General features: G+C 57.9%; 15 protein-coding genes. 11 read left to right on the forward strand and 4 right to left on the reverse strand.

Translation table 11 applies throughout. The annotated features are described in order from the left end of the window. Positions 1-18: 18 nt before the first annotated feature. The 9 genes from iscS (at position 19) to sseB (ending at position 7190) form a co-directional block, all read left to right on the forward strand. Positions 19-1233 carry an IscS subfamily cysteine desulfurase gene (gene iscS / locus O1723_RS05695; protein ID WP_248190633.1) on the forward strand — a complete coding sequence of 405 codons (1215 nt, stop codon included), beginning with the start codon at positions 19-21 and terminating at the stop codon, positions 1231-1233. Positions 1234-1257: 24 nt separating this feature from the next. Next, a complete protein-coding gene (iscU, locus tag O1723_RS05700; RefSeq protein WP_003860661.1) occupies positions 1258-1644 on the forward strand; it encodes a Fe-S cluster assembly scaffold IscU in 387 nt (128 codons plus the stop codon). A gap of 13 nt (positions 1645-1657) precedes the next feature. Next, positions 1658-1981 (forward strand): iron-sulfur cluster assembly protein IscA, encoded by a 324-nt coding sequence (gene iscA / locus O1723_RS05705; RefSeq protein WP_003860659.1) that lies wholly within the window; start codon positions 1658-1660, stop codon positions 1979-1981. Between the two features lie 76 nt (positions 1982-2057). Then, positions 2058-2573: a co-chaperone HscB gene (gene hscB / locus O1723_RS05710; RefSeq protein ID WP_014884826.1), complete on the forward strand. Its 516-nt coding sequence runs from the start codon at positions 2058-2060 to the stop codon at positions 2571-2573. A gap of 14 nt (positions 2574-2587) precedes the next feature. Continuing rightward, the gene (gene hscA / locus O1723_RS05715) at positions 2588-4438 is read left to right on the forward strand and encodes a Fe-S protein assembly chaperone HscA (protein WP_014884825.1); all 1851 of its coding nucleotides are present in this window, start codon (positions 2588-2590) and stop codon (positions 4436-4438) included. Between the two features lies 1 nt (position 4439). Continuing rightward, positions 4440-4775 carry an ISC system 2Fe-2S type ferredoxin gene (gene fdx, locus O1723_RS05720; RefSeq protein ID WP_003860652.1) on the forward strand — a complete coding sequence of 112 codons (336 nt, stop codon included), beginning with the start codon at positions 4440-4442 and terminating at the stop codon, positions 4773-4775. Position 4776: 1 nt separating this feature from the next. After that, positions 4777-4977 (forward strand): Fe-S cluster assembly protein IscX, encoded by a 201-nt coding sequence (gene iscX, locus O1723_RS05725; protein ID WP_014171178.1) that lies wholly within the window; start codon positions 4777-4779, stop codon positions 4975-4977. Positions 4978-5030: 53 nt separating this feature from the next. Then, complete coding sequence (gene pepB, locus O1723_RS05730) at positions 5031-6317, forward strand: aminopeptidase PepB (protein WP_014884824.1); 1287 nt, start codon at positions 5031-5033, stop codon at positions 6315-6317. A gap of 96 nt (positions 6318-6413) precedes the next feature. After that, positions 6414-7190 carry an enhanced serine sensitivity protein SseB gene (sseB, locus tag O1723_RS05735; protein WP_248190632.1) on the forward strand — a complete coding sequence of 259 codons (777 nt, stop codon included), beginning with the start codon at positions 6414-6416 and terminating at the stop codon, positions 7188-7190. 16 nt (positions 7191-7206) lie between these two features. Here the strand turns inward: sseB and O1723_RS05740 are convergent, their stop codons facing one another. The 4 genes from O1723_RS05740 to O1723_RS05755 all read right to left on the reverse strand — a co-directional run bounded on the left by O1723_RS05740 (position 7207) and on the right by O1723_RS05755 (position 11840). After that, positions 7207-7977, reverse strand: coding sequence for a MurR/RpiR family transcriptional regulator (locus tag O1723_RS05740; protein WP_014884822.1), 771 nt, complete (start codon positions 7975-7977; stop codon positions 7207-7209). Next, on the reverse strand, positions 7977-8825 hold the full coding sequence (sseA, locus tag O1723_RS05745; RefSeq protein WP_014884821.1) for a 3-mercaptopyruvate sulfurtransferase: 849 nt from the start codon (positions 8823-8825) through the stop codon (positions 7977-7979). Before sseA ends, O1723_RS05740 begins: the two co-directional genes overlap by 1 nt. 90 nt (positions 8826-8915) lie before the next feature. Next, the gene (locus tag O1723_RS05750) at positions 8916-10283 is read right to left on the reverse strand and encodes a 6-phospho-alpha-glucosidase (protein ID WP_014884820.1); all 1368 of its coding nucleotides are present in this window, start codon (positions 10281-10283) and stop codon (positions 8916-8918) included. A 12-nt stretch (positions 10284-10295) separates the two neighbouring features. Beyond that, a complete protein-coding gene (locus tag O1723_RS05755) occupies positions 10296-11840 on the reverse strand; it encodes a PTS transporter subunit EIIC (RefSeq protein ID WP_014884819.1) in 1545 nt (514 codons plus the stop codon). 287 nt (positions 11841-12127) lie between these two features. Between O1723_RS05755 and O1723_RS05760 the strand changes: the two genes are divergently transcribed. Beyond that, entirely contained in the window at positions 12128-17080 is a 4953-nt protein-coding gene (locus tag O1723_RS05760) for an alpha-2-macroglobulin family protein (RefSeq protein ID WP_479983864.1), read from the forward strand. 1 nt (position 17081) lies between these two features. Further along, positions 17082-19409: a peptidoglycan glycosyltransferase PbpC gene (pbpC, locus tag O1723_RS05765; RefSeq protein ID WP_014884817.1), complete on the forward strand. Its 2328-nt coding sequence runs from the start codon at positions 17082-17084 to the stop codon at positions 19407-19409. The last annotated feature ends 17 nt before the right edge of the window (positions 19410-19426 follow it).

The raw sequence follows: 19426 nt of genomic DNA on the forward strand, positions 1-19426 counted from the left end.
TACGGAGTTTATAGAGCAATGAAATTACCGATTTATCTCGATTACTCCGCAACCACGCCGGTGGACCCGCGTGTTGCCGAGAAAATGATACAGTGTCTGACCCTGGACGGAAACTTTGGTAACCCAGCTTCCCGTTCACACCGTTTTGGCTGGCATGCTGAAGAGGCGGTTGATATCGCCCGTAATCAGATTGCTGACCTGGTGGGTGCCGACCCGCGTGAGATTGTTTTCACCTCCGGTGCGACCGAATCCGACAACCTGGCGATCAAAGGTGCAGCCAACTTTTATCAGAAAAAAGGCAAGCACATTATCACCAGCAAAACCGAACACAAAGCCGTGCTGGACACCTGCCGTCAGCTGGAGCGTGAAGGGTACGAAGTGACTTACCTGGCGCCGCAGAGCAACGGTATCATCGACCTGAAAGAGCTCGAAGCAGCGATGCGTGATGACACCATTCTGGTCTCCATCATGCACGTCAACAACGAAATCGGCGTCGTTCAGGACATCGCCACCATCGGCGAAATGTGCCGTGCGCGCGGTATTATCTACCACGTAGATGCGACCCAGAGCGTGGGTAAACTGCCTATCGACCTGAGCCAGCTGAAAGTGGACCTGATGTCCTTCTCCGGCCACAAAATCTATGGCCCGAAAGGGATCGGCGCGCTGTACGTTCGTCGTAAGCCACGTATCCGCATCGAAGCACAGATGCACGGTGGCGGTCACGAGCGCGGCATGCGTTCCGGTACGCTGCCTGTACACCAGATCGTGGGCATGGGCGAAGCATACCGCATTGCGAAAGAAGAGATGGAAACCGAGATGGCACGCCTGCGCACGCTGCGTAACCGTCTGTGGGACGGCGTGAAGGATATGGAAGAAGTGTATCTGAACGGCGATCTCGAGCAGGGCGCGCCAAACATCCTCAACGTCAGCTTCAACTATGTTGAAGGCGAGTCGCTGATCATGGCACTCAAAGACCTGGCCGTTTCTTCCGGTTCTGCCTGTACGTCTGCAAGCCTGGAGCCATCCTACGTGCTGCGCGCGCTGGGTATGACTGACGAGCTGGCACACAGCTCTATCCGTTTCTCTTTAGGTCGTTTCACTACCGAAGAAGAGATTGACTACACCATCAAGCTGGTTCGTAACTCCATCGGCCGTCTGCGTGACCTTTCTCCACTGTGGGAAATGTTTAAGCAGGGCGTGGATCTGAACAGCATTGAATGGTCACATCACTAATCGGTACATAAGGAGAATTCAATCATGGCATACAGCGAAAAAGTCATCGATCATTACGAAAACCCGCGCAACGTTGGCTCTTTTGACAACAGCGACGAATCTGTTGGTAGCGGCATGGTCGGTGCACCGGCGTGTGGCGACGTGATGAAGTTGCAGATTAAAGTCAACAATGAAGGTATCATTGAAGACGCGCGCTTCAAGACCTACGGCTGCGGTTCTGCCATTGCGTCCAGCTCCCTGGTCACTGAATGGGTGAAGGGCAAGTCTCTGGACGAAGCACAGGCAATCAAGAACACGGATATTGCTGAAGAACTCGAACTGCCACCAGTGAAAATTCACTGTTCTATTCTGGCAGAAGACGCGATCAAAGCCGCCATTGCGGATTACAAAAGCAAACGTGAAGCAAAATAATTGAGGTTTGAGTATGTCGATTACCCTTAGCGACAGCGCTGCCGCGCGAGTAAGCTCTTTTCTGGCGAACCGTGGTAAAGGCTTTGGCCTGCGACTGGGCGTACGTACCTCCGGCTGTTCTGGTATGGCTTACGTACTGGAGTTTGTTGACGAGCCGGCGTCTGATGACACCGTGTTTGAAGACAAGGGCGTGAAGGTGGTGGTCGATGGCAAAAGCCTGCAATTCCTCAACGGCACTCAGCTGGACTTCGTCAAAGAAGGCCTGAACGAAGGGTTCAAATTCACGAACCCGAACGTCAAAGACGAGTGTGGTTGCGGCGAAAGCTTCCACGTTTAACCGCGCGTCATCCGAAACCCCACCGTGGCTTTGCTGCGCGTGGGGTTTGTTCTAACAGGCTACCCCTGAGATTGTTATGGATTACTTCACTCTCTTCGGACTACCCGCTCAATACCCGATCGATCTTCAGGCGCTGACGGTCCGTTTTCAGGATTTGCAGCGTCAGTACCATCCGGATAAATTCGCCAGCGGGACGCAGGCCGAGCAGTTGGCTGCAGTTTCGCACTCTGCCACCATTAACCAGGCCTGGCAGACGCTGCGTCATCCGCTGGCGCGTGCTGAATATCTGCTCTCGCTCCACGGTTTTGATCTGGCGAGCGAACAGCATACCGTTCGCGATACGGCGTTTCTGATGGAACAGCTGGAGCTGCGCGAAGAGCTGGATGAGATTGAACAGGCTAAAGACGAAGCGCGCCTGGAAAGCTTTATCACGCGCGTGAAGGGTATGTTTGATAGCCGCCATCAGCAGATGGTGGAGCAACTGAACAACGAGACCTGGGACGTGGCGGCAGACACTGTGCGCAAACTCCGTTTTCTCGATAAACTGCGAAGCAGTGCTGAACAACTCGAAGAAAAGCTGCTCGATTTTTAATTTCGGAAGCAATTATGGCCTTATTACAAATTAGTGAGCCTGGCTTAAGTGCCGCACCGCACCAGCGTCGTCTGGCGGTGGGTATTGACCTGGGCACCACCAATTCTCTCGTGGCGACCGTGCGTAGCGGCCAGGCGGAAACGCTGGCTGACGAGCAGGGCCGCCATCTGCTGCCTTCCGTGGTCCACTACCAGCAGCAGGGTCACGCGGTAGGCTACGACGCGCGCGCCAACGCCGCGCGCGATCCGGCCAACACCATCAGCTCGGTTAAGCGCATGATGGGCCGTTCGCTGGCCGATATTCAGACCCGTTACCCGCATCTGCCGTATCAGCTTCAGGCCAGTGAAAACGGCCTGCCGATGATCGCGACCGAGGCTGGTCTGCTGAACCCGATCCGTGTTTCTTCGGACATCCTGAAGGCGCTGGCAGCGCGTGCTACGGCGACGCTCGGCGGCGATCTCGACGGCGTGGTGATTACCGTTCCGGCCTATTTTGACGATGCACAGCGTCAGGGCACCAAGGACGCCGCCCGTCTGGCAGGCCTGCACGTATTACGCCTGCTGAACGAACCGACGGCGGCGGCCATTGCCTATGGCCTCGACTCCGGTCAGGAAGGGGTGATTGCCGTTTACGACCTCGGCGGCGGTACCTTTGATATCTCCATCCTGCGCTTAAGCCGTGGCGTATTTGAAGTGCTGGCGACCGGCGGGGATTCCGCGCTGGGCGGCGATGACTTCGACCATCTGCTGGCGGATTACATTCGTGAGCAGGCGGGGATTGCCGATCGCAGTGATGCGCGCGTCCAGCGTGAACTGCTGGATGCCGCCATTGACGCCAAAATTGCCCTCAGCGATGCGCAGACGGTTACCGTGAACGTGGCGGGCTGGCAGGGGGAAATCTCCCGTGACCAGTTTAACGATCTGATCGCACCTTTGGTGAAACGCACGCTGCTGGCCTGCCGTCGCGCATTGAAAGATGCGGGCGTTGAGGCTGACGAGGTGCTGGAAGTGGTCATGGTCGGCGGTTCTACCCGTGTGCCGCTGGTGCGCGAACGTGTAGGTGAGTTCTTTGGCCGCACGCCGCTGACCGCCATCGATCCGGACAAAGTGGTTGCCGTGGGCGCGGCCATTCAGGCCGATATTCTGGTCGGCAACAAGCCGGACAGTGAAATGCTGCTGCTGGACGTTATCCCGCTGTCCCTTGGTTTAGAAACCATGGGTGGCCTGGTGGAGAAAGTCATCCCGCGTAACACCACCATTCCGGTGGCGCGCGCGCAGGAGTTCACCACCTTTAAAGACGGCCAGACTGCGATGTCCATCCACGTCATGCAGGGCGAACGCGAACTGGTGCAGGACTGCCGCTCTCTGGCGCGCTTTGCGCTGCGCGGTATCCCGGCATTGCCAGCGGGCGGGGCGCATATTCGCGTTACCTTCCAGGTTGATGCGGACGGCCTGCTGAGCGTCACGGCGATGGAAAAATCCACCGGCGTGGAATCATCCATCCAGGTGAAGCCGTCCTACGGCCTGACCGATGGCGAGATCGCCTCCATGATTCAGGACTCAATGAGCTACGCCGAGCAGGATGTGAAGGCGCGTATGCTGGCGGAACAGAAAGTGGAAGCCGCACGCGTGCTGGAAAGCCTGACCGGGGCACTCAATGCCGATGCCGCGCTGTTAAGCGCCGCTGAGCGTCAGGTGATTGACGAGGCTGCCGCGCACTTAAGCGTCGTCGCCATGGGCAATGATGCTGACGCAATAGAAGAAGCCATTAAAAACGTTGATAAACAAACCCAGGACTTCGCCGCTCGCCGCATGGACAAATCCGTCCGCGTCGCGCTGAAAGGCCAGTCCGTGGACGAGGTTTAATATGCCAAAGATTGTTATTTTGCCTCATGCGGACCTTTGTCCGGATGGCGCTGTTCTGGAAGCGAAGACCGGTGAAACCATTCTCGATGTTGCCCTGCGCGCAGGTATCGAAGTGGAACACGCCTGTGAAAAATCCTGTGCCTGCACTACCTGTCACTGCATCGTGCGTGAAGGTTTTGACTCGCTCGCCGAAAGCACCGAAGACGAAGACGACATGCTGGATAAAGCATGGGGTCTGGAGCCAGACAGCCGCTTAAGCTGCCAGGCCGCGGTGACCGACGAAGATCTGGTCGTGGAATTCCCACGCTACACTATCAACCACGCACGCGAGCATTAATATGGGACTGAAGTGGACAGACAGCCGTGAGATCGGCGAAGCGCTCTACGACGCGAACCCGGATCTCGATCCGAAAACCGTACGATTCACCGACATGCACCAGTGGATCTGCGATTTAGACGATTTCGACGACGATCCAAACGCATCCAATGAAAAAATTCTGGAGGCGATTCTGTTAGTCTGGTTAGATGAAGCAGAGTAAATCACTTAACGGGCTGCCTTCAGGCGGCCCGTTTGCTAATAAGGATAAATAAAATGACCGAAGCGATGAAGATTACGCTCTCTACGCAGCCTGCCGACGCGCGCTGGGGCGAGAAAGCCAGCTACAGCATCAATAACGACGGTATTACCCTGCACCTGACGGGCAACGATGATTTGGGCCTGATCCAGCGCGCCGCGCGCAAAATCGACGGTCTGGGGATCAAACATGTCTCGCTGGAAGGCGAAGGCTGGGACACCGACCGCAGCTGGGCATTCTGGGCGGGGTACAAAGGTCCGAAAGGCACCCGCAAAATTGAGTGGGCAAACCTCGACGAAGCCGGTCAGAAAGAGCTGGAAAGCCGCCTGCAGATCATCGACTGGGTACGCGACACCATCAACGCCCCGGCGGAAGAGTTAGGTCCTGAGCAGCTGGCGCAGCGCGCCGTTGACCTGCTGTGCGGCGTGGCGGGCGACAAAATGTCCTACCGTATTACCAAAGGTGAAGACCTGCGCGAGCAGAACTATATGGGTATCCACACCGTAGGCCGTGGCTCTGAGCGACCTCCGGTCCTGCTGGCGCTGGATTACAACCCAACCGGCGATAAAGAAGCGCCTGTCTTTGCCTGCCTGGTCGGCAAAGGCATTACTTTTGACACCGGCGGCTACAGCCTGAAGCAGAGCGCGTTCATGGACTCCATGAAGTCCGACATGGGCGGCGCGGCAACCATCACTGGTGCGCTGGCGTTCGCGATTACCCGCGGCCTGAACAAGCGCGTGAAGCTTTACCTGTGCTGCGCCGACAACATGGTCAGCGGCAATGCCTTCAAGCTGGGTGACATCATTCGCTATCGCAACGGCAAAAATGTTGAAGTGATGAACACCGATGCCGAAGGCCGCCTGGTGCTGGCTGATGGCCTGATTGACGCCTCTGCGCAGAAACCTGAGCTGATTATCGACATGGCGACCCTGACCGGTGCGGCGAAAACCGCCCTGGGGAACGACTACCATGCGCTGTTCAGCTTCGATGACGAGCTGGCCGCACGCCTGCTGGCAAGCGCCGCGGCGGAAAACGAACCATTCTGGCGTCTGCCGCTGGCCGAGTTCCACCGCAGCCAGCTGCCGTCCAACTTTGCCGAGCTGAATAACACCGCAAGCGCGGCGTATCCGGCAGGGGCAAGTACCGCAGCAGGCTTCCTGTCTCACTTCGTTGAGAACTATCACGAAGGCTGGCTGCACATCGACTGCTCCGCAACCTACCGTAAAGCAGCGGTAGAACAGTGGTCCGCGGGTGCGACCGGTCTGGGCGTGCGTACCGTGGCGAACCTGCTGACGGCTGAGTAACCTTTTTTGCCGGGTGGCGCTACGCTTACCCGGCCTACAAAACCCGTAGGCCCGTGCAAGCGTAGCGCCGCCGGGCAATTGTGAAGTAGCCAAACTATGTCCGAAACCAAAAACGAATTAGAAACTCTGCTGGAACAGGCGGCCACCGAGCCCGCTCACCGTCCGGCATTTTTCCGCACGTTGCTGGAATCTACCGTCTGGGTGCCAGGCACCGCGGCGGAAGGTGAGCAGGTTGTGGAAGACAGCGCGCTGGATCTGCTGCACTGGGAGAAAGACGACGGCTCTTCAGTGATCCCGTTCTTTACCTCACTGGAAGCGCTGCAGGAAGCCGTGGAAGATGAACAGGCATTCGTGGTGATGCCGGTGCGTACGCTGTTTGAAATGACGTTGGGCCAGACCCTGTTCCTCAACGCCAAACTGCCAACCGGGAAAGAGTTCACCCCGCGTGAAATCAGTCACCTGATGGGTGAAGAGGGCAATCCGCTCAGCACTCAGGAAGTGCTGGAAGGGGGGGAAACGCTGCTGCTCTCCGAAGTGGCCGAGCCGCCCGCGCAGATGATTGATTCCCTGACCACGCTCTTCAAAACGCTCAAGCCCGTCAGGCGCGCATTCCTCTGCTCCATTAAAGAGAATGCCGACGAGCAACCGGTGCTGCTGATCGGTATTGAAGCAGATGGCGATATCGACGACATCATTCAGGCGGCGGGAAGCGTGGCGACCGACACGCTGCCGGGCGACGAGCCGATTGATATCTGCCAGGTGACGAAAGGTGAGAAGGGCATCAGCCATTTTATTACCGAGCACATCACGCCGTTTTATGAGCGTCGCTGGGGCGGGTTCCTGTGCGATCTCAAAACCAACCGCATTATCTGATGACGCGGGGTGAACTTCACCCCGTTGCTTCCAGCAGCAGTAAATCCATCAGCAGCACCAGATTCGACTCAAATGACGTCACGCCTGCTGCTTCAGCAGCGAAATGTACCGCTTCGTCATAGAGGGCAAAGTGTACGTCCGCCATCCCCGCCAGCGTATTGGCCGAGGCGCGGGTAAACGCGACGACGGTCATCCCGACGTTTTTGGCAATTCGCGCTTTATCCAGCACCTGCTCCGTTTCGCCGCTGCGTGAAACGGCAATGAACACCTGATAGCGGGCGGCGTTGCTGAGAAAAATGTTCCGGCTGTCCCCCGGCCCGGAGATAAATGCCGTTTTGCCCAACACCTGCAATTTCTTGGTCAGGTACTCGGCAAACAGATAGGAAAACCCGGCACCGTAGAGAAAAAAGCTCTCTTTCTGGCGCAGCAGGTTGGCAAACTGCTGGCGTTTGTCCTGGGTGACCCACTGAAAAGTTTGCTGATAGTTGGCGATGAATTGGTTAAAAAGGGCAGGCAGCTCAGGGAGCGATTGCCCCTGCACGGCGATATGCGGCGTGTCAGAAAGCAGCTGCTTGCAGTGCCAGATAAACTCGCTAAAACCGCTGAACCCCAGCTTCTGACACAGCCGCATAATGGTGGCGGTAGAAACAAATGTCGCCTGCGCCAGCTCGCGCACCGTGATATTGCCCACCAGCAGCGGATGCTCCGTGAGGTGGGCGAGGACGCGATACTCCGCGCGGGTCAGTGACGCCCCGCGCGTTAACAGCGTGGCCAGGCGGTTATCCATTATTTTGCCGGTTCAACCGGCAGATCGTCTCGCGCACCCCATTCGCTCCAGGCGCCGTCGTAAAGAGTGACGTCGTTAACCCCGAGGGTGGCAAGTGCCAGAATCACCACGCAGGCCGTTACGCCGGAACCGCAGCTGGCAATGATCGGACGATGTAAATCCACACCCGCACGGTCAAAAATGGCGCGCAGTTCATCGGTGGTTTTCAGCTCCCCTTCAAAAACCAGATCGCCCCACGGCACGTTCAGCGCGCCCGGAATATGTCCACGCTTCAGACCCGGACGCGGTTCATCCGCTTCGGCATTAAAGCGAGGAGCAGGACGGGCATCGACAATTTGCGCCGTCTTCTCGTGGCTAACGACCAGTACGTCAGTCAGACGTTTGACGACGTGTGCGTCAAACGTGGCATCGAAATCGCCTTCCGGCAGCGTGACATCACCCTGCTGAAGCGGCAGGTCATCACGCTTCCAGCCCGCCAGACCGCCTGCCAGAATTGACACTTTCTCTACGCCAAACTGTTTTAACATCCACCACGCGCGCGGTGCGGAAAAGAGGTTGCCCTCATCGTAAACAACCAGATGCTTGTCGCGGCTCACGCCCAGCTCGCGCATCGCCACGGAAAAGGCTTCCGGGCGCGGCAGCATGTGCGGCAGGGGAGAGTTGTGATCGGAGAGGGCTTCAATATCAAAAAACACCGCATCAGGCAGATGGCCGGCACGGTATTCAGCGAGCATATCACGAAGATGTTCCTGCCCGGCTGGGGCCATCCGCGCGTCAATAATCTGGACTTCCGGGTCGTCGCCGTGCTCAATCAGCCAGTCGGCGGCGACAAAATATGAGGTGGACATGGGATGCCTCCATTCTTTTCCGTAAAAAAGGATTGTCGGTGTTTTTTATGACACCGACAAGCAAACCACGTTCAACTCGCGAGCAAGCCCCTATTTTTTCACCGTTTCGCCATTCTGCCAGGCCTTTTGCAGTGCGGGCCAGTAGTCGCGGTTGGCTTCGATCATCTCATCCAGAATAGCTTTCGCGTGCGCCATGGTCGGCACGGTGCGGTTCAGGGTGAAGGCCTGCAGGGCTTTCTCATAACTGCCTTCGATGGTCGCCTCCACCAGCAGCTGTTCGGATGCCAGCTGCTGTTGCAGCAGGGTCTGATGGAACAGCGGCACCCGACCGATGCGCATAGGCTCTGGTCCTTCGGAGGTGATATAGGCGGGCACTTCCACCATCGCATCGTATGGCAGGTTGGTAATCGCCCCGCGGTTTTCCACCATCACCAGATGGCGGCTGCGCAGGTTAAAGGCCAGCGAGCAGGCCACGTCGACGATAAACTCGCCGTGGACGCCCACGTGGAAGGCATCCGGCAGGATCCCGGTGCGCTTGTACTCTTGCGCAGCAGCAAAGAGTTTTTTCTCACGCCCGTCCATCACTTCGTTAGCGCGGGTATAGTCCGGGTTCTGATGCTCCACAATCTGGTTTGGCATCAGGTAATACTGCAGATACGGGTTCGGCAGGTACTCCGGGAAGTTATCCATGACGGGCTTGATGTTGCGCCAGGTCTTCACCCAGGAGGGATCGGAATGTTGCGGATCGGTTTTGGCGGCGTCTTCCGTCAACAGGCCAAACTTCGCGATATGTTTGCGCAGTTCGGGCAGCTTGTCTTCGCCGTCCACCAGCACGCGGGTAAACCAGCCGAAGTGGTTCAGGCCGAAATAGTCCACCTCCAGCTTGTGGCGATCCACGCCCAGAATGGCACCCATATTGCGCATTGCAGCGACGGGCATATCGCAGATGTTCAGCACCCGCGCGTTCGGGCGCAGGCGGCGCACGCCTTCCGCCACGATCGCTGCCGGGTTGGAGTAGTTCACGATCCAGGCTTTTTCATGCGCGTAGCGATCCACCCGATCGATAAGCTCGACCATCGGCAGGATCGTGCGCAGTCCGTACGCCAGCCCGCCGGGACCGCAAGTCTCCTGGCCGACCACGCCGTGCCGCAGCGGGATCTTCTCATCCTGCTCGCGCATTTTATACTGACCGACCCGCATCTGGGCGAAGACGAAATGTGCGCCGCTGAACGCCACTTCCGGGTCAGTGGTGACGGTGAATTTGATGCTTTCACTGTGGTCACGAATCACTTTCTCAACCACCGGCGCGATGGTGTTCTGACGCGCCTCGTCGATGTCATAGAGGCGGATTTCGGCCAGCGGGAAGTCATGCAGACGTACCATCAGGCTTTTCACAATACCCGGCGTGTAGGTGCTGCCGCCACCGGCAATCGACAGAATAAAGGGGGGTGTAAACATCTTTAGCTCCTTTCAGAGAAACGTCTCAACGGCTTCTCGCATTTTTTTGACATGCAGCCCGTAGACCACCTGAACGTTGTTACCTTGTTTGATGACCCCTTTCGCGCCGGTCGCTTTCAGGCGCGGCTCGTCGATGATGTCGACGTCCTTCACCGTGACGCGTAAGCGGGTATAGCAGTTATCCACAACCTCAATATTCTCCCTGCCGCCGAGGCCCACTACGATGGACTCACCCAGCCCGTCGTTATTGCCCCTCGCCTGGTACTCCTGCTTGCTGTAGAGACGTGTCTCCTGATCCTCATCCTCACGGCCTGGGGTCTTCATGTTGAAGCGCAGAATAAGGAAGCGGAACACCGTGAAGTAGAGGGAAAACATGATCAGCCCTACCAGGATGTACATTGGCCAGTTGGATTTCTCCGTGCCGAGCGGCAGGTTGTAGAGAATGAAATCAATGATCCCGTTGGCACCGATGGCGTGAACACCAAATAGCGAGAACAGCATCATGCCGATGCCGGTCAGCACCGCGTGAACCACGAACAGCAGCGGCGCGACGAACAGGAAGGAGAACTCAATCGGCTCGGTGACGCCGACCAGCAGCGAGGTCAGCGCCGCCGGGATCAAAATGGCTTTCGCAACAGCTTTGCGTTCCGGTTTTGCGGTCATATACATCGCCAGCGCGGCGGCGGGCAGGCCGAACATTTTGCTGATGCCGCGCGCGTCCCACACCACGGTGCTGCTGAGCTGCTTCACCTCCGGACAGGCCATTTCGGCGAAGTAGATATTGCGCGCGCCCTGATAGGTTGCGCCGCATACCTCCTGCGTCCCCCCGAGTTCGGTATAGAGGAACGGGGTATAAACCAGATGATGCAGGCCAGTCGGTACCAGAATGCGCTCAAGGAAACCGTAAATGGCTACGCCGAACGGGCCTGAGCCTTTAATGGCCAGCGCCAGCGCGCTAATCCCGTGCTGAGCGTACGGCCAGATTTCGCTCATTACCACGCCGAGCAGCATGGAGACGGGCAGCATCACAATCGCGACAAAGCAGTGGCCGGAGTAAATCGCCATCGCACCGTTAAACTGTACGCCGGAATATTTGTTGTAAAGGTAGCCGGAGAGCGCCCCGGTCAGGATCCCGGCGAAAACACCCATCTCCAGCACCTGAACGCCCAGCACCATGCTTTGACCCGCGGCTTTCATCTGCCCGGCAGGCGCCAGCTCACCCTGAAGCTGTAACGTTACGTTCATGGCGTTGATAAACACCACGAAGGTCACCAGACCAATCAGCGCCGCGTAGCCTTTATCGCGCGTTGCCAGCCCAATCGGGATCCCGACGGCAAACACCAGCGCCAGGTTGACCAGCACTGACACGGCGGATTTGGCGATCAGCTGGCCGATACTCTGAATGAGCGGATGGCCAAGAAACGGCAGGTACTCGGCCAGGTTGCCGTTACCCAATACGTTACCAAAGGCGATAAACAGACCGACGATCGGTAAGATAAGTACGGGGCCGTACAATGATTTTCCGAAATTTTGTAGGGCGTTCACGGCTCGTTTCATGGCTTTCTCTCTTATTGAACCGCGCACTCGGGGTGCGTCATGGTCATAAAACTAGCAGGCTCCTGATGCTTTTATCCAGCTATCTTATTGTTTTAAAAACAAATGACGTGAAAGGTAACATGTGACGTTATGCTCTGTGATCGCGGTTCCACCTCCACGCCGCCGGACATGGCGATTCTGCGAGGCGCTTTCCAGATTCTAAAATTGGACTTTTTGTATTAACGAAACTTGCGGATAATACTTATCCGGACGACGACCAACAGGCCCCCTCAGGCCAGGGACAAAGGATGAAACCGTTTCGCTTAGCCGCGATCTCTCTCGCGCTGCTTACCACATTTACGCTTGTCGGCTGTGACAACAGCGACGATAAATCTCAGACTGCGGCTCCCGCAGCATCTACCACATCAACCCCGAAAGCGGCTGAAAAGCCTGATGCAGAAAAATTGGCAAAACTGGCGGCACAGAGCCAGGGCAAAGCATTAACCCTACTGGATGCCTCTGAAGTACAGCTGGACGGCGCCGCCACGCTGGTGTTGACCTTCTCTGTTCCGTTGAATCCCGACCAGGATTTCGCGAAAACAGTGCATGTCGTGGATAAGAAAAGTGGCAAGGTTGACGGAGCGTGGGAACTTGCGCCTAACCTGAAAGAGCTTCGCCTGCGTCATCTGGAGCCCAACCGTAATCTGGTTGTCACCGTCGAACGTGGTTTACAGGCGCTGAACAAAGCAACGTTCGACATTGATTATGAAAAAGCGATCACCACCCGGGATGTCGAACCGACGGTCGGTTTTGCCAGCCGCGGATCGCTGCTGCCGGGCAAAGTGGTGGAAGGGCTGCCGGTGATGGCGCTCAACGTCAACAATGTGGACGTCAATTTCTACCGCGTGAAGCCGGAATCGCTGGCTTCCTTTGTCAGTCAGTGGGAGTACCGTAACTCCCTGACCAACTGGGAATCCGACAACCTGCTGAAGATGGCGGAACTGGTTTATACCGGTCGCTTTGATCTCAATCCGGCGCGCAATACCCGTGAAAAACTGCTCCTGCCGCTCAAGGATATCAAGCCGCTCCAGCAGTCTGGCGTCTATATCGCGGTCATGAACCAGGCCGGACACTACAACTACAGCAATGCCGCAACCCTCTTTACCCTGAGCGATGTCGGGTTATCCGCTCACCGTTACCACAACCGCCTGGACATCTTTACCCAGAGTCTGGAAAACGGTGCGGCGCAGTCCGGTGTCACCGTCACGCTGCTGAATGACAAAGGGCAGACCCTTGCCGAGGCGAAAAGCGATGCGGACGGTCATGCGACGCTTGAAACCGACAAAGAGGCCGCGCTGATTCTGGCGAGCAAAGATGGCCAGACCACGCTGCTTGATCTCAAACTTCCGGCGCTCGATCTGGCGGAGTTTGATATCGCCGGTAATCCGGGCTACAGCAAGCAGTTCTTTATGTTTGGTCCGCGCGATCTCTATCGCCCGGGTGAAACCGTGATCCTCAACGGCTTACTGCGCGACAGCGACGGAAAGCCGCTCCCCGACCAGCCTGTGAAGCTTGACGTGTTGCGTCCGGATGGACAGGTGGCGCGCACGATGGTCGTTAAGCCAGAAAACGGGCTCTATCGTTTTAACTATCCGCTGGATAGCGGTGCGCAGACCGGCATGTGGCATATCCGCGCGAACACAGGTGATAACCAGCAGCGTCTGTGGGATTTCCACGTGGAAGATTTCATGCCTGAGCGTATGGCGCTGAATCTGACAGGTCAAAAAGCACCGGTTTCCCCGCAGGATGACGTGGACTTTAACGTAGTAGGCTATTACCTGTACGGTGCGCCGGCTAATGGGAATTCACTGCAGGGCCAGCTTTTCCTCCGCCCACTGCGTGAGGCCGTGCCTGCACTGCCAGGCTTCCAGTTTGGGGACATCGCTGAGGAAAACCTGAGCCGCAGTCTGGATGAAGTGCAGCTTACGCTGGACGAACAGGGGCGCGGGCAGGTTACGACTGAAAGCCAGTGGAAAGAAGTGCATTCGCCGCTACAGCTGATCCTGCAGGCCAGCCTGCTGGAGTCGGGCGGTCGCCCGGTGACGCGTCGCGCTGAGCAGGCCATCTGGCCGGCGGCTGAACTGCCGGGTATCCGTCCTCCGTTCGCCAGCAAGGCCGTATACGACTACCGCACGGATACCACCGTCAACCAACCCATTGTTGACGAAAACGGTAATGCCAGCTTTGACATCGTTTATGCCGATGCCAGCGGGGCGAAAAAAGCGGTATCCGGCTTACAGGTGCGCCTGATCCGCGAGCGCCGCGACTACTTCTGGAACTGGTCTGAGAGCGAAGGCTGGCAGTCTCAGTTCGATCAAAAAGATCTGGTTGAAGGTGAACAGGAGCTTAGCCTCAAGGCCGATGAAACCGGCAAGGTCACTTTCCCGGTGGAGTGGGGCTCATACCGTCTGGAGGTGAAAGCGCCTGATGAGATGGTCAGTAGCGTGCGTTTCTGGGCAGGATACAGCTGGCAGGATAACAGCGATGGCACGGGGGCAGCACGCCCTGACCGCGTGACGCTGAAGCTGGATAAACCCGCTTATCAGCCAGGCGATACCATCCAGCTGCATATCGCTGCACCCGCCGCAGGCAAGGGTTATGCCATGATCGAATCCAGCGAAGGGCCGCTGTGGTGGAAAGAGATCGACGTACCGGCAAACGGGCTCGATCTCTCGATTCCGGTAGATAAAGCCTGGAAACGTCACGATCTCTATCTCAGCACACTGGTGGTGCGCCCTGGGGATAAATCGAAATCCGCCACGCCGAAACGCGCGGTTGGTCTGCTGCATCTGCCGATGGGAGACGAAAATCGTCGCCTGAACATTGCGCTCGATAACCCGCAGAAAATGCGGCCAAATCAGACGCTCTCGGTGAAGGTGAAAGCCAGCGTGAAAGAGGGTGCGGTTCCACAGAAAGTGAACGTGCTGGTTTCGGCAGTGGACAGCGGCGTGCTGAACATTACCGATTACGTTACGCCAGATCCGTGGCAGGCGTTCTTCGGCCAGAAGCGCTACGGCGCGGATATCTACGATATCTACGGCCAGGTCATTGAAGGACAGGGCCGCATGGCGGCGCTGCGCTTCGGCGGTGATGGCGATGAACTGAAGCGCGGCGGCAAACCGCCGGTGAACCACGTCACCATTGTTGCCCAGCAGGCTCAGCCGGTTACGCTGGATGCTAACGGGGAAGGTACCGTTACGCTGCCGATTGGAGACTTCAACGGCGAGCTGCGCCTGATGGCACAGGCCTGGACGGAAGATGATTTTGGCAGCAGTGAAAGCAAGGTTGTGGTGGCCGCACCGGTCATTACCGAGCTGAACACCCCGCGTTTCCTGGCGAGTGGAGATACCTCGCGCCTGACGCTGGATCTGACCAACCTGACCGACCAGCCGCAAACGCTGAACGTTGCCCTGACTGCGACAGGCAAACTGTCCCTGGAGGGCGCGCCGCCGCAGCCGGTTCAGCTGCCGCCGGGCGCGCGTAGCACCCTGTTTATTCCAGTACGTGCGCTGGAAGGCTATGGCGACGGTGAGGTGACGGCACAGGTTACCGGCCTGCAGCTTCCGGGAGAAACCTTCGCAGCGCAGCAGAAAAGCTGGAAAATCGGCGTACGTCCGGCATTCCCGGCACAGACCGTCAATACCGGAGCGATGCTGAACCCGGGTGAATCCTGGACCGCACCGGCGCAGCATAGTAGCGGTTTCTCTCCAGCCACTCTGCAGGGGCAACTCCTGCTGAGCGGTAAACCACCGCTCAACCTGGCGCGCTATATTCGTGAACTGCAGGCGTATCCGTATGGCTGTCTGGAACAAACCACGAGTGGCCTGTTCCCGTCGCTCTACACCAACGCGGCGCAGCTCACCGCGCTTGGTATTAAGGGCGACACGGATGACAAGCGCCGTGCTGCCATTGATATTGGGATCTCGCGTCTGCTGCAGATGCAGCGCGAGGAGGGCGGTTTTGCGTTGTGGGATAAAAACGGCCCGGAAGAGTACTGGTTAACCGCCTATGTCACTGACTTCCTGGTGCGTGCAGGCGAGCAAGGCTACAGCGTGCCTGCCGAAGCCGTGAATAACGCCAATAGCCGCCTGCTGCGCTACCTGCAGGATCCGGGCATGATGTCCATTCGCTACAGCGACGACACCCAGGCCAGCAAATTTGCCGTACAGGCTTATGCCGCTCTGGTGCTGGCGCGCCAGCAAAAAGCACCGCTGGGTGCGCTGCGCGAAATCTGGGATCGTCACGCTCAGGCTGCTTCCGGGCTGCCGCTGATGCAGCTGGGTATGGCGCTCAAACTGATGGGCGATGCCCCACGCAGCCAGCAGGCACTGGACCTGGCGCTCAAAACGCCGCGTAACGACAGCAAAAACTGGATGGCCGATTACGGTAGTCAGTTGCGCGATAACGCGTTGATGCTCTCCCTGCTGGAAGAGTACAAGCTGCTGCCGGATGCGCAAAATACGTTGCTGAATGCGCTGTCTGAACAGGCTTTCAGCCAGCGCTGGCTGTCTACTCAGGAGAGTAATGCCCTCTTCCTGGCCGGACGTTCGCTGCAAACTCTGTCAGGTGCATGGCAGGCGAAAACCTCGCTGTCTGATACCGCCTCAGGCGGTGATACATCGCTGGTACAAAACGTCAACGGCGACCAGTTTGGTGCGCTGCAGGTGACCAATACCGGCACTTCGCCACTGTGGGTTCGCCTGGACAGCACGGGTTATCCGGAATATGCGCCTCAGCCGAGCTCGAACGTGCTGCAGGTTGAACGTCATATCCTGGCAACCGACGGCAGCAGTAAATCGCTCTCATCTCTGAAGAGTGGTGAACTGGTACTGGTGTGGCTTGAGGTGAAAGCCAGCCAGAACGTGCCGGATGCGCTGGTGGTGGATCTTCTCCCGGCGGGTCTGGAGCTGGAAAACCAGAACCTGGCGAGCAGCAGCGCCAGCCTGCAGGACAGCGGCAGCGAGGTGCAAAACCTGCTGAGCCAGATGCAGCAGGCGGATATTCAGCATATGGAGTTCCGCGACGACCGCTTTGTGGCCGCTGTGCCGGTCAACGAAGGTCAGCCGGTCACGCTGGTTTACCTGGCGCGCGCCGTCACACCGGGAACTTACCAGGTGCCGGTCCCGATGGTGGAGTCTATGTACGTTCCGCAGTGGCGGGCAACGGGTGCGGCCAGCGGCCCGCTGATTGTTGTTCCGTAATATGCTGAAAGCACGTCTGATACGCTCCCGCTGGCTCTGGCTGGCGGGAGCGCTTCTCATTTTATGGGGGCTGGTTTTCGCCGCCGACCGCCTGTGGCCGTTACCTCTGAAAGAGGTTAACCCCGCCCGGGTGGTGGTGGATGAGAACGGCACGCCGCTGTGGCGTTTTGCTGACGCGGAGGGCATCTGGCGCTATCCGGTGACCATTGAAGAGGTCTCTCCCCGTTATCTTGAGGCGCTAATCCAGTATGAAGATCGCTGGTTCTGGGATCATCCCGGCGTAAACCCACTCTCTGTCATGCGCGCCGCCTGGCAGGATCTCACCTCCGGGAGAGTGGTCTCGGGGGGAAGCACGCTTACCATGCAGGTGGCGCGCCTGCTGGATCCGCATCCGCGCACCTTCGGTGGAAAGATCCGTCAGCTCTGGCGGGCGATGCAGCTGGAGTGGCATCTCTCCAAACGCGATATTCTTACGCTGTATCTCAACCGTGCCCCGTTTGGCGGCACGCTGCAGGGTGTAGGGGCAGCAAGCTGGACCTATCTGGGGAAACCACCTTCGCAGCTTAGCTACTCCGATGCAGCGCTGCTGGCCGTACTACCGCAGGCTCCGAGTCGTCTGCGCCCGGACCGGTGGCCGGAGCGGGCCGAAGCGGCACGCAATAAGGTGCTCGACCGCATGATGACCCAGGGCGTCTGGTCAGAAAAACAGGTAAAAGAGTCCCGTGAAGAGCCGGTATGGCTGGCTCCCCGTCAGATGCCGCAGCTGGCGCCGCTTTTTGCTCGCATGATGCTCGGCAAAAGCCGCGACACAAAAATTGTCACCACGCTGGATGCCGGACTACAACGACAGCTGGAAGAGCTGGCGATGAACTGGAAATCCCGCCTGCCGGCACGCAGCTCGCTGGCGATGATCGTCGTGGATCATACGGATATGAAAGTGCGCGGCTGGGTCGGTTCGGTGGATATTAACGACGACAGTCGATTTAGCCATGTTGATATGGTCAATGCGATCCGATCGCCGGGATCGGTGCTGAAACCCTTTATTTACGGTATGGCGCTGGATGATGGCCTGATCCATCCCGCCTCATTGCTTCAGGACGTTCCTCGAAAAACCGGTGATTATCGCCCCGGAAATTTCGACAGCGGCTTCCACGGGCCGGTCAGCATGAGTGAAGCGCTGGTACGCTCCCTCAACCTGCCGGCGGTGCAGGTGCTGGAAGCCTACGGGCCAAAGCGTTTTGCCGGAATGCTGAGCAATGCCGGGCTGCCGCTGATCCTGCCTGCGGGGGCACAACCGAATTTGTCGCTGATTTTGGGAGGTGCAGGCGCGCGGCTGGCCGATATCGCCGCTGCCTATAGCGCCTTTGCCCGACACGGCAAGGCGGGAAGGCTGCGCTTCCAGCCTGGCGACGCGCTTGTTGAGCGCCCGCTGTTATCGGCAGGTTCAGCGTGGATTATTCGCCGTATTCTCGCCAACGAGGCGCAGCCGCTGCCGGACAGTGCGCTACCGCAAATTGCGCCGCTGGCGTGGAAAACCGGCACCAGCTACGGCTACCGTGATGCCTGGGCAATAGGTCTGAACGCCCGTTACGTCATTGGCATCTGGACCGGGCGACCGGACGGTACGCCCGTGGCCGGGCAGTTTGGTTTTGCCAGCGCGGTGCCGCTCCTGAATCAGGTAAATAACCTGCTTCAGTCTCGCTCGACGGTAGACGAAGCCCGCCTGCCGCGCGATCCGCGTCCGGAGAGCGTCGGGCAGGGTGTGATCTGCTGGCCTGGCGGTCAGTCGCTGCCGGAAGGCAGTGAAAACTGTCGGCGTCGCCTTTCCACATGGTTGCTGGAAGGAAGTGAGCCGCCTACGCTGCTTTTACCGGAACAGGAAGGTATTCGCGGCATTCGTTTCCCGGTCTGGCTTGATAAAACGGGTAAGCGCGTTTCAGCAGATTGCCCGGATGCCACGGAGAAAATCCTCGATGTCTGGCCGCTGCCGCTGGAGTCGTGGCTGCCAGCAGCAGAAAAAAGGGCGGCGCGTCTTCCTGCGAAATCAACAGTCTGTCCGCCTCTGGATAATAACAATGCGGCACCGCTTATGATTTCGGGAATCAGAGAGGGAGCTGTGATTAAGCGACTCCCGGGTGAAGGAAATGTGACGCTTTCTGTCAGTACGACAGGTGGAGAAGGTGAGCGCTGGTGGTTTTTAAACGGAGAACCGTTAAAAGGACGGAATTATAATTATTCATTACAATTATATTTGCCGGGTAATTATCAGTTATTTGTGATGGATGAGGCAGGACAAACGGCGACGGTAAATTTCGAGCTGGGCCGTTAAGTTTTACCCCTAAAGCG

It is taken from the genome of Enterobacter cloacae complex sp. HYC080_NIDB (genome assembly GCF_056673325.1).

Bases quoted from the DNA above. Each gene is read 5' to 3' on its own strand.
- iscS (WP_248190633.1), top strand. From the start codon at position 19: ATGAAATTACCGATTTATCTCGATTACTCCGCAACCACGCCGGTGGAC.
- iscU (WP_003860661.1), top strand. From the start codon at position 1,258: ATGGCATACAGCGAAAAAGTCATCGATCATTACGAAAACCCGCGCAAC.
- iscA (WP_003860659.1), top strand. From the start codon at position 1,658: ATGTCGATTACCCTTAGCGACAGCGCTGCCGCGCGAGTAAGCTCTTTT.
- hscB (WP_014884826.1), top strand. From the start codon at position 2,058: ATGGATTACTTCACTCTCTTCGGACTACCCGCTCAATACCCGATCGAT.
- hscA (WP_014884825.1), top strand. From the start codon at position 2,588: ATGGCCTTATTACAAATTAGTGAGCCTGGCTTAAGTGCCGCACCGCAC.
- fdx (WP_003860652.1), top strand. From the start codon at position 4,440: ATGCCAAAGATTGTTATTTTGCCTCATGCGGACCTTTGTCCGGATGGC.
- iscX (WP_014171178.1), top strand. From the start codon at position 4,777: ATGGGACTGAAGTGGACAGACAGCCGTGAGATCGGCGAAGCGCTCTAC.
- pepB (WP_014884824.1), top strand. From the start codon at position 5,031: ATGACCGAAGCGATGAAGATTACGCTCTCTACGCAGCCTGCCGACGCG.
- sseB (WP_248190632.1), top strand. From the start codon at position 6,414: ATGTCCGAAACCAAAAACGAATTAGAAACTCTGCTGGAACAGGCGGCC.
- O1723_RS05740 (WP_014884822.1), bottom strand. From the start codon at position 7,977: ATGGATAACCGCCTGGCCACGCTGTTAACGCGCGGGGCGTCACTGACC.
- sseA (WP_014884821.1), bottom strand. From the start codon at position 8,825: ATGTCCACCTCATATTTTGTCGCCGCCGACTGGCTGATTGAGCACGGC.
- O1723_RS05750 (WP_014884820.1), bottom strand. From the start codon at position 10,283: ATGTTTACACCCCCCTTTATTCTGTCGATTGCCGGTGGCGGCAGCACC.
- O1723_RS05755 (WP_014884819.1), bottom strand. From the start codon at position 11,840: ATGAAACGAGCCGTGAACGCCCTACAAAATTTCGGAAAATCATTGTAC.
- O1723_RS05760 (WP_479983864.1), top strand. From the start codon at position 12,128: ATGAAACCGTTTCGCTTAGCCGCGATCTCTCTCGCGCTGCTTACCACA.
- pbpC (WP_014884817.1), top strand. From the start codon at position 17,082: ATGCTGAAAGCACGTCTGATACGCTCCCGCTGGCTCTGGCTGGCGGGA.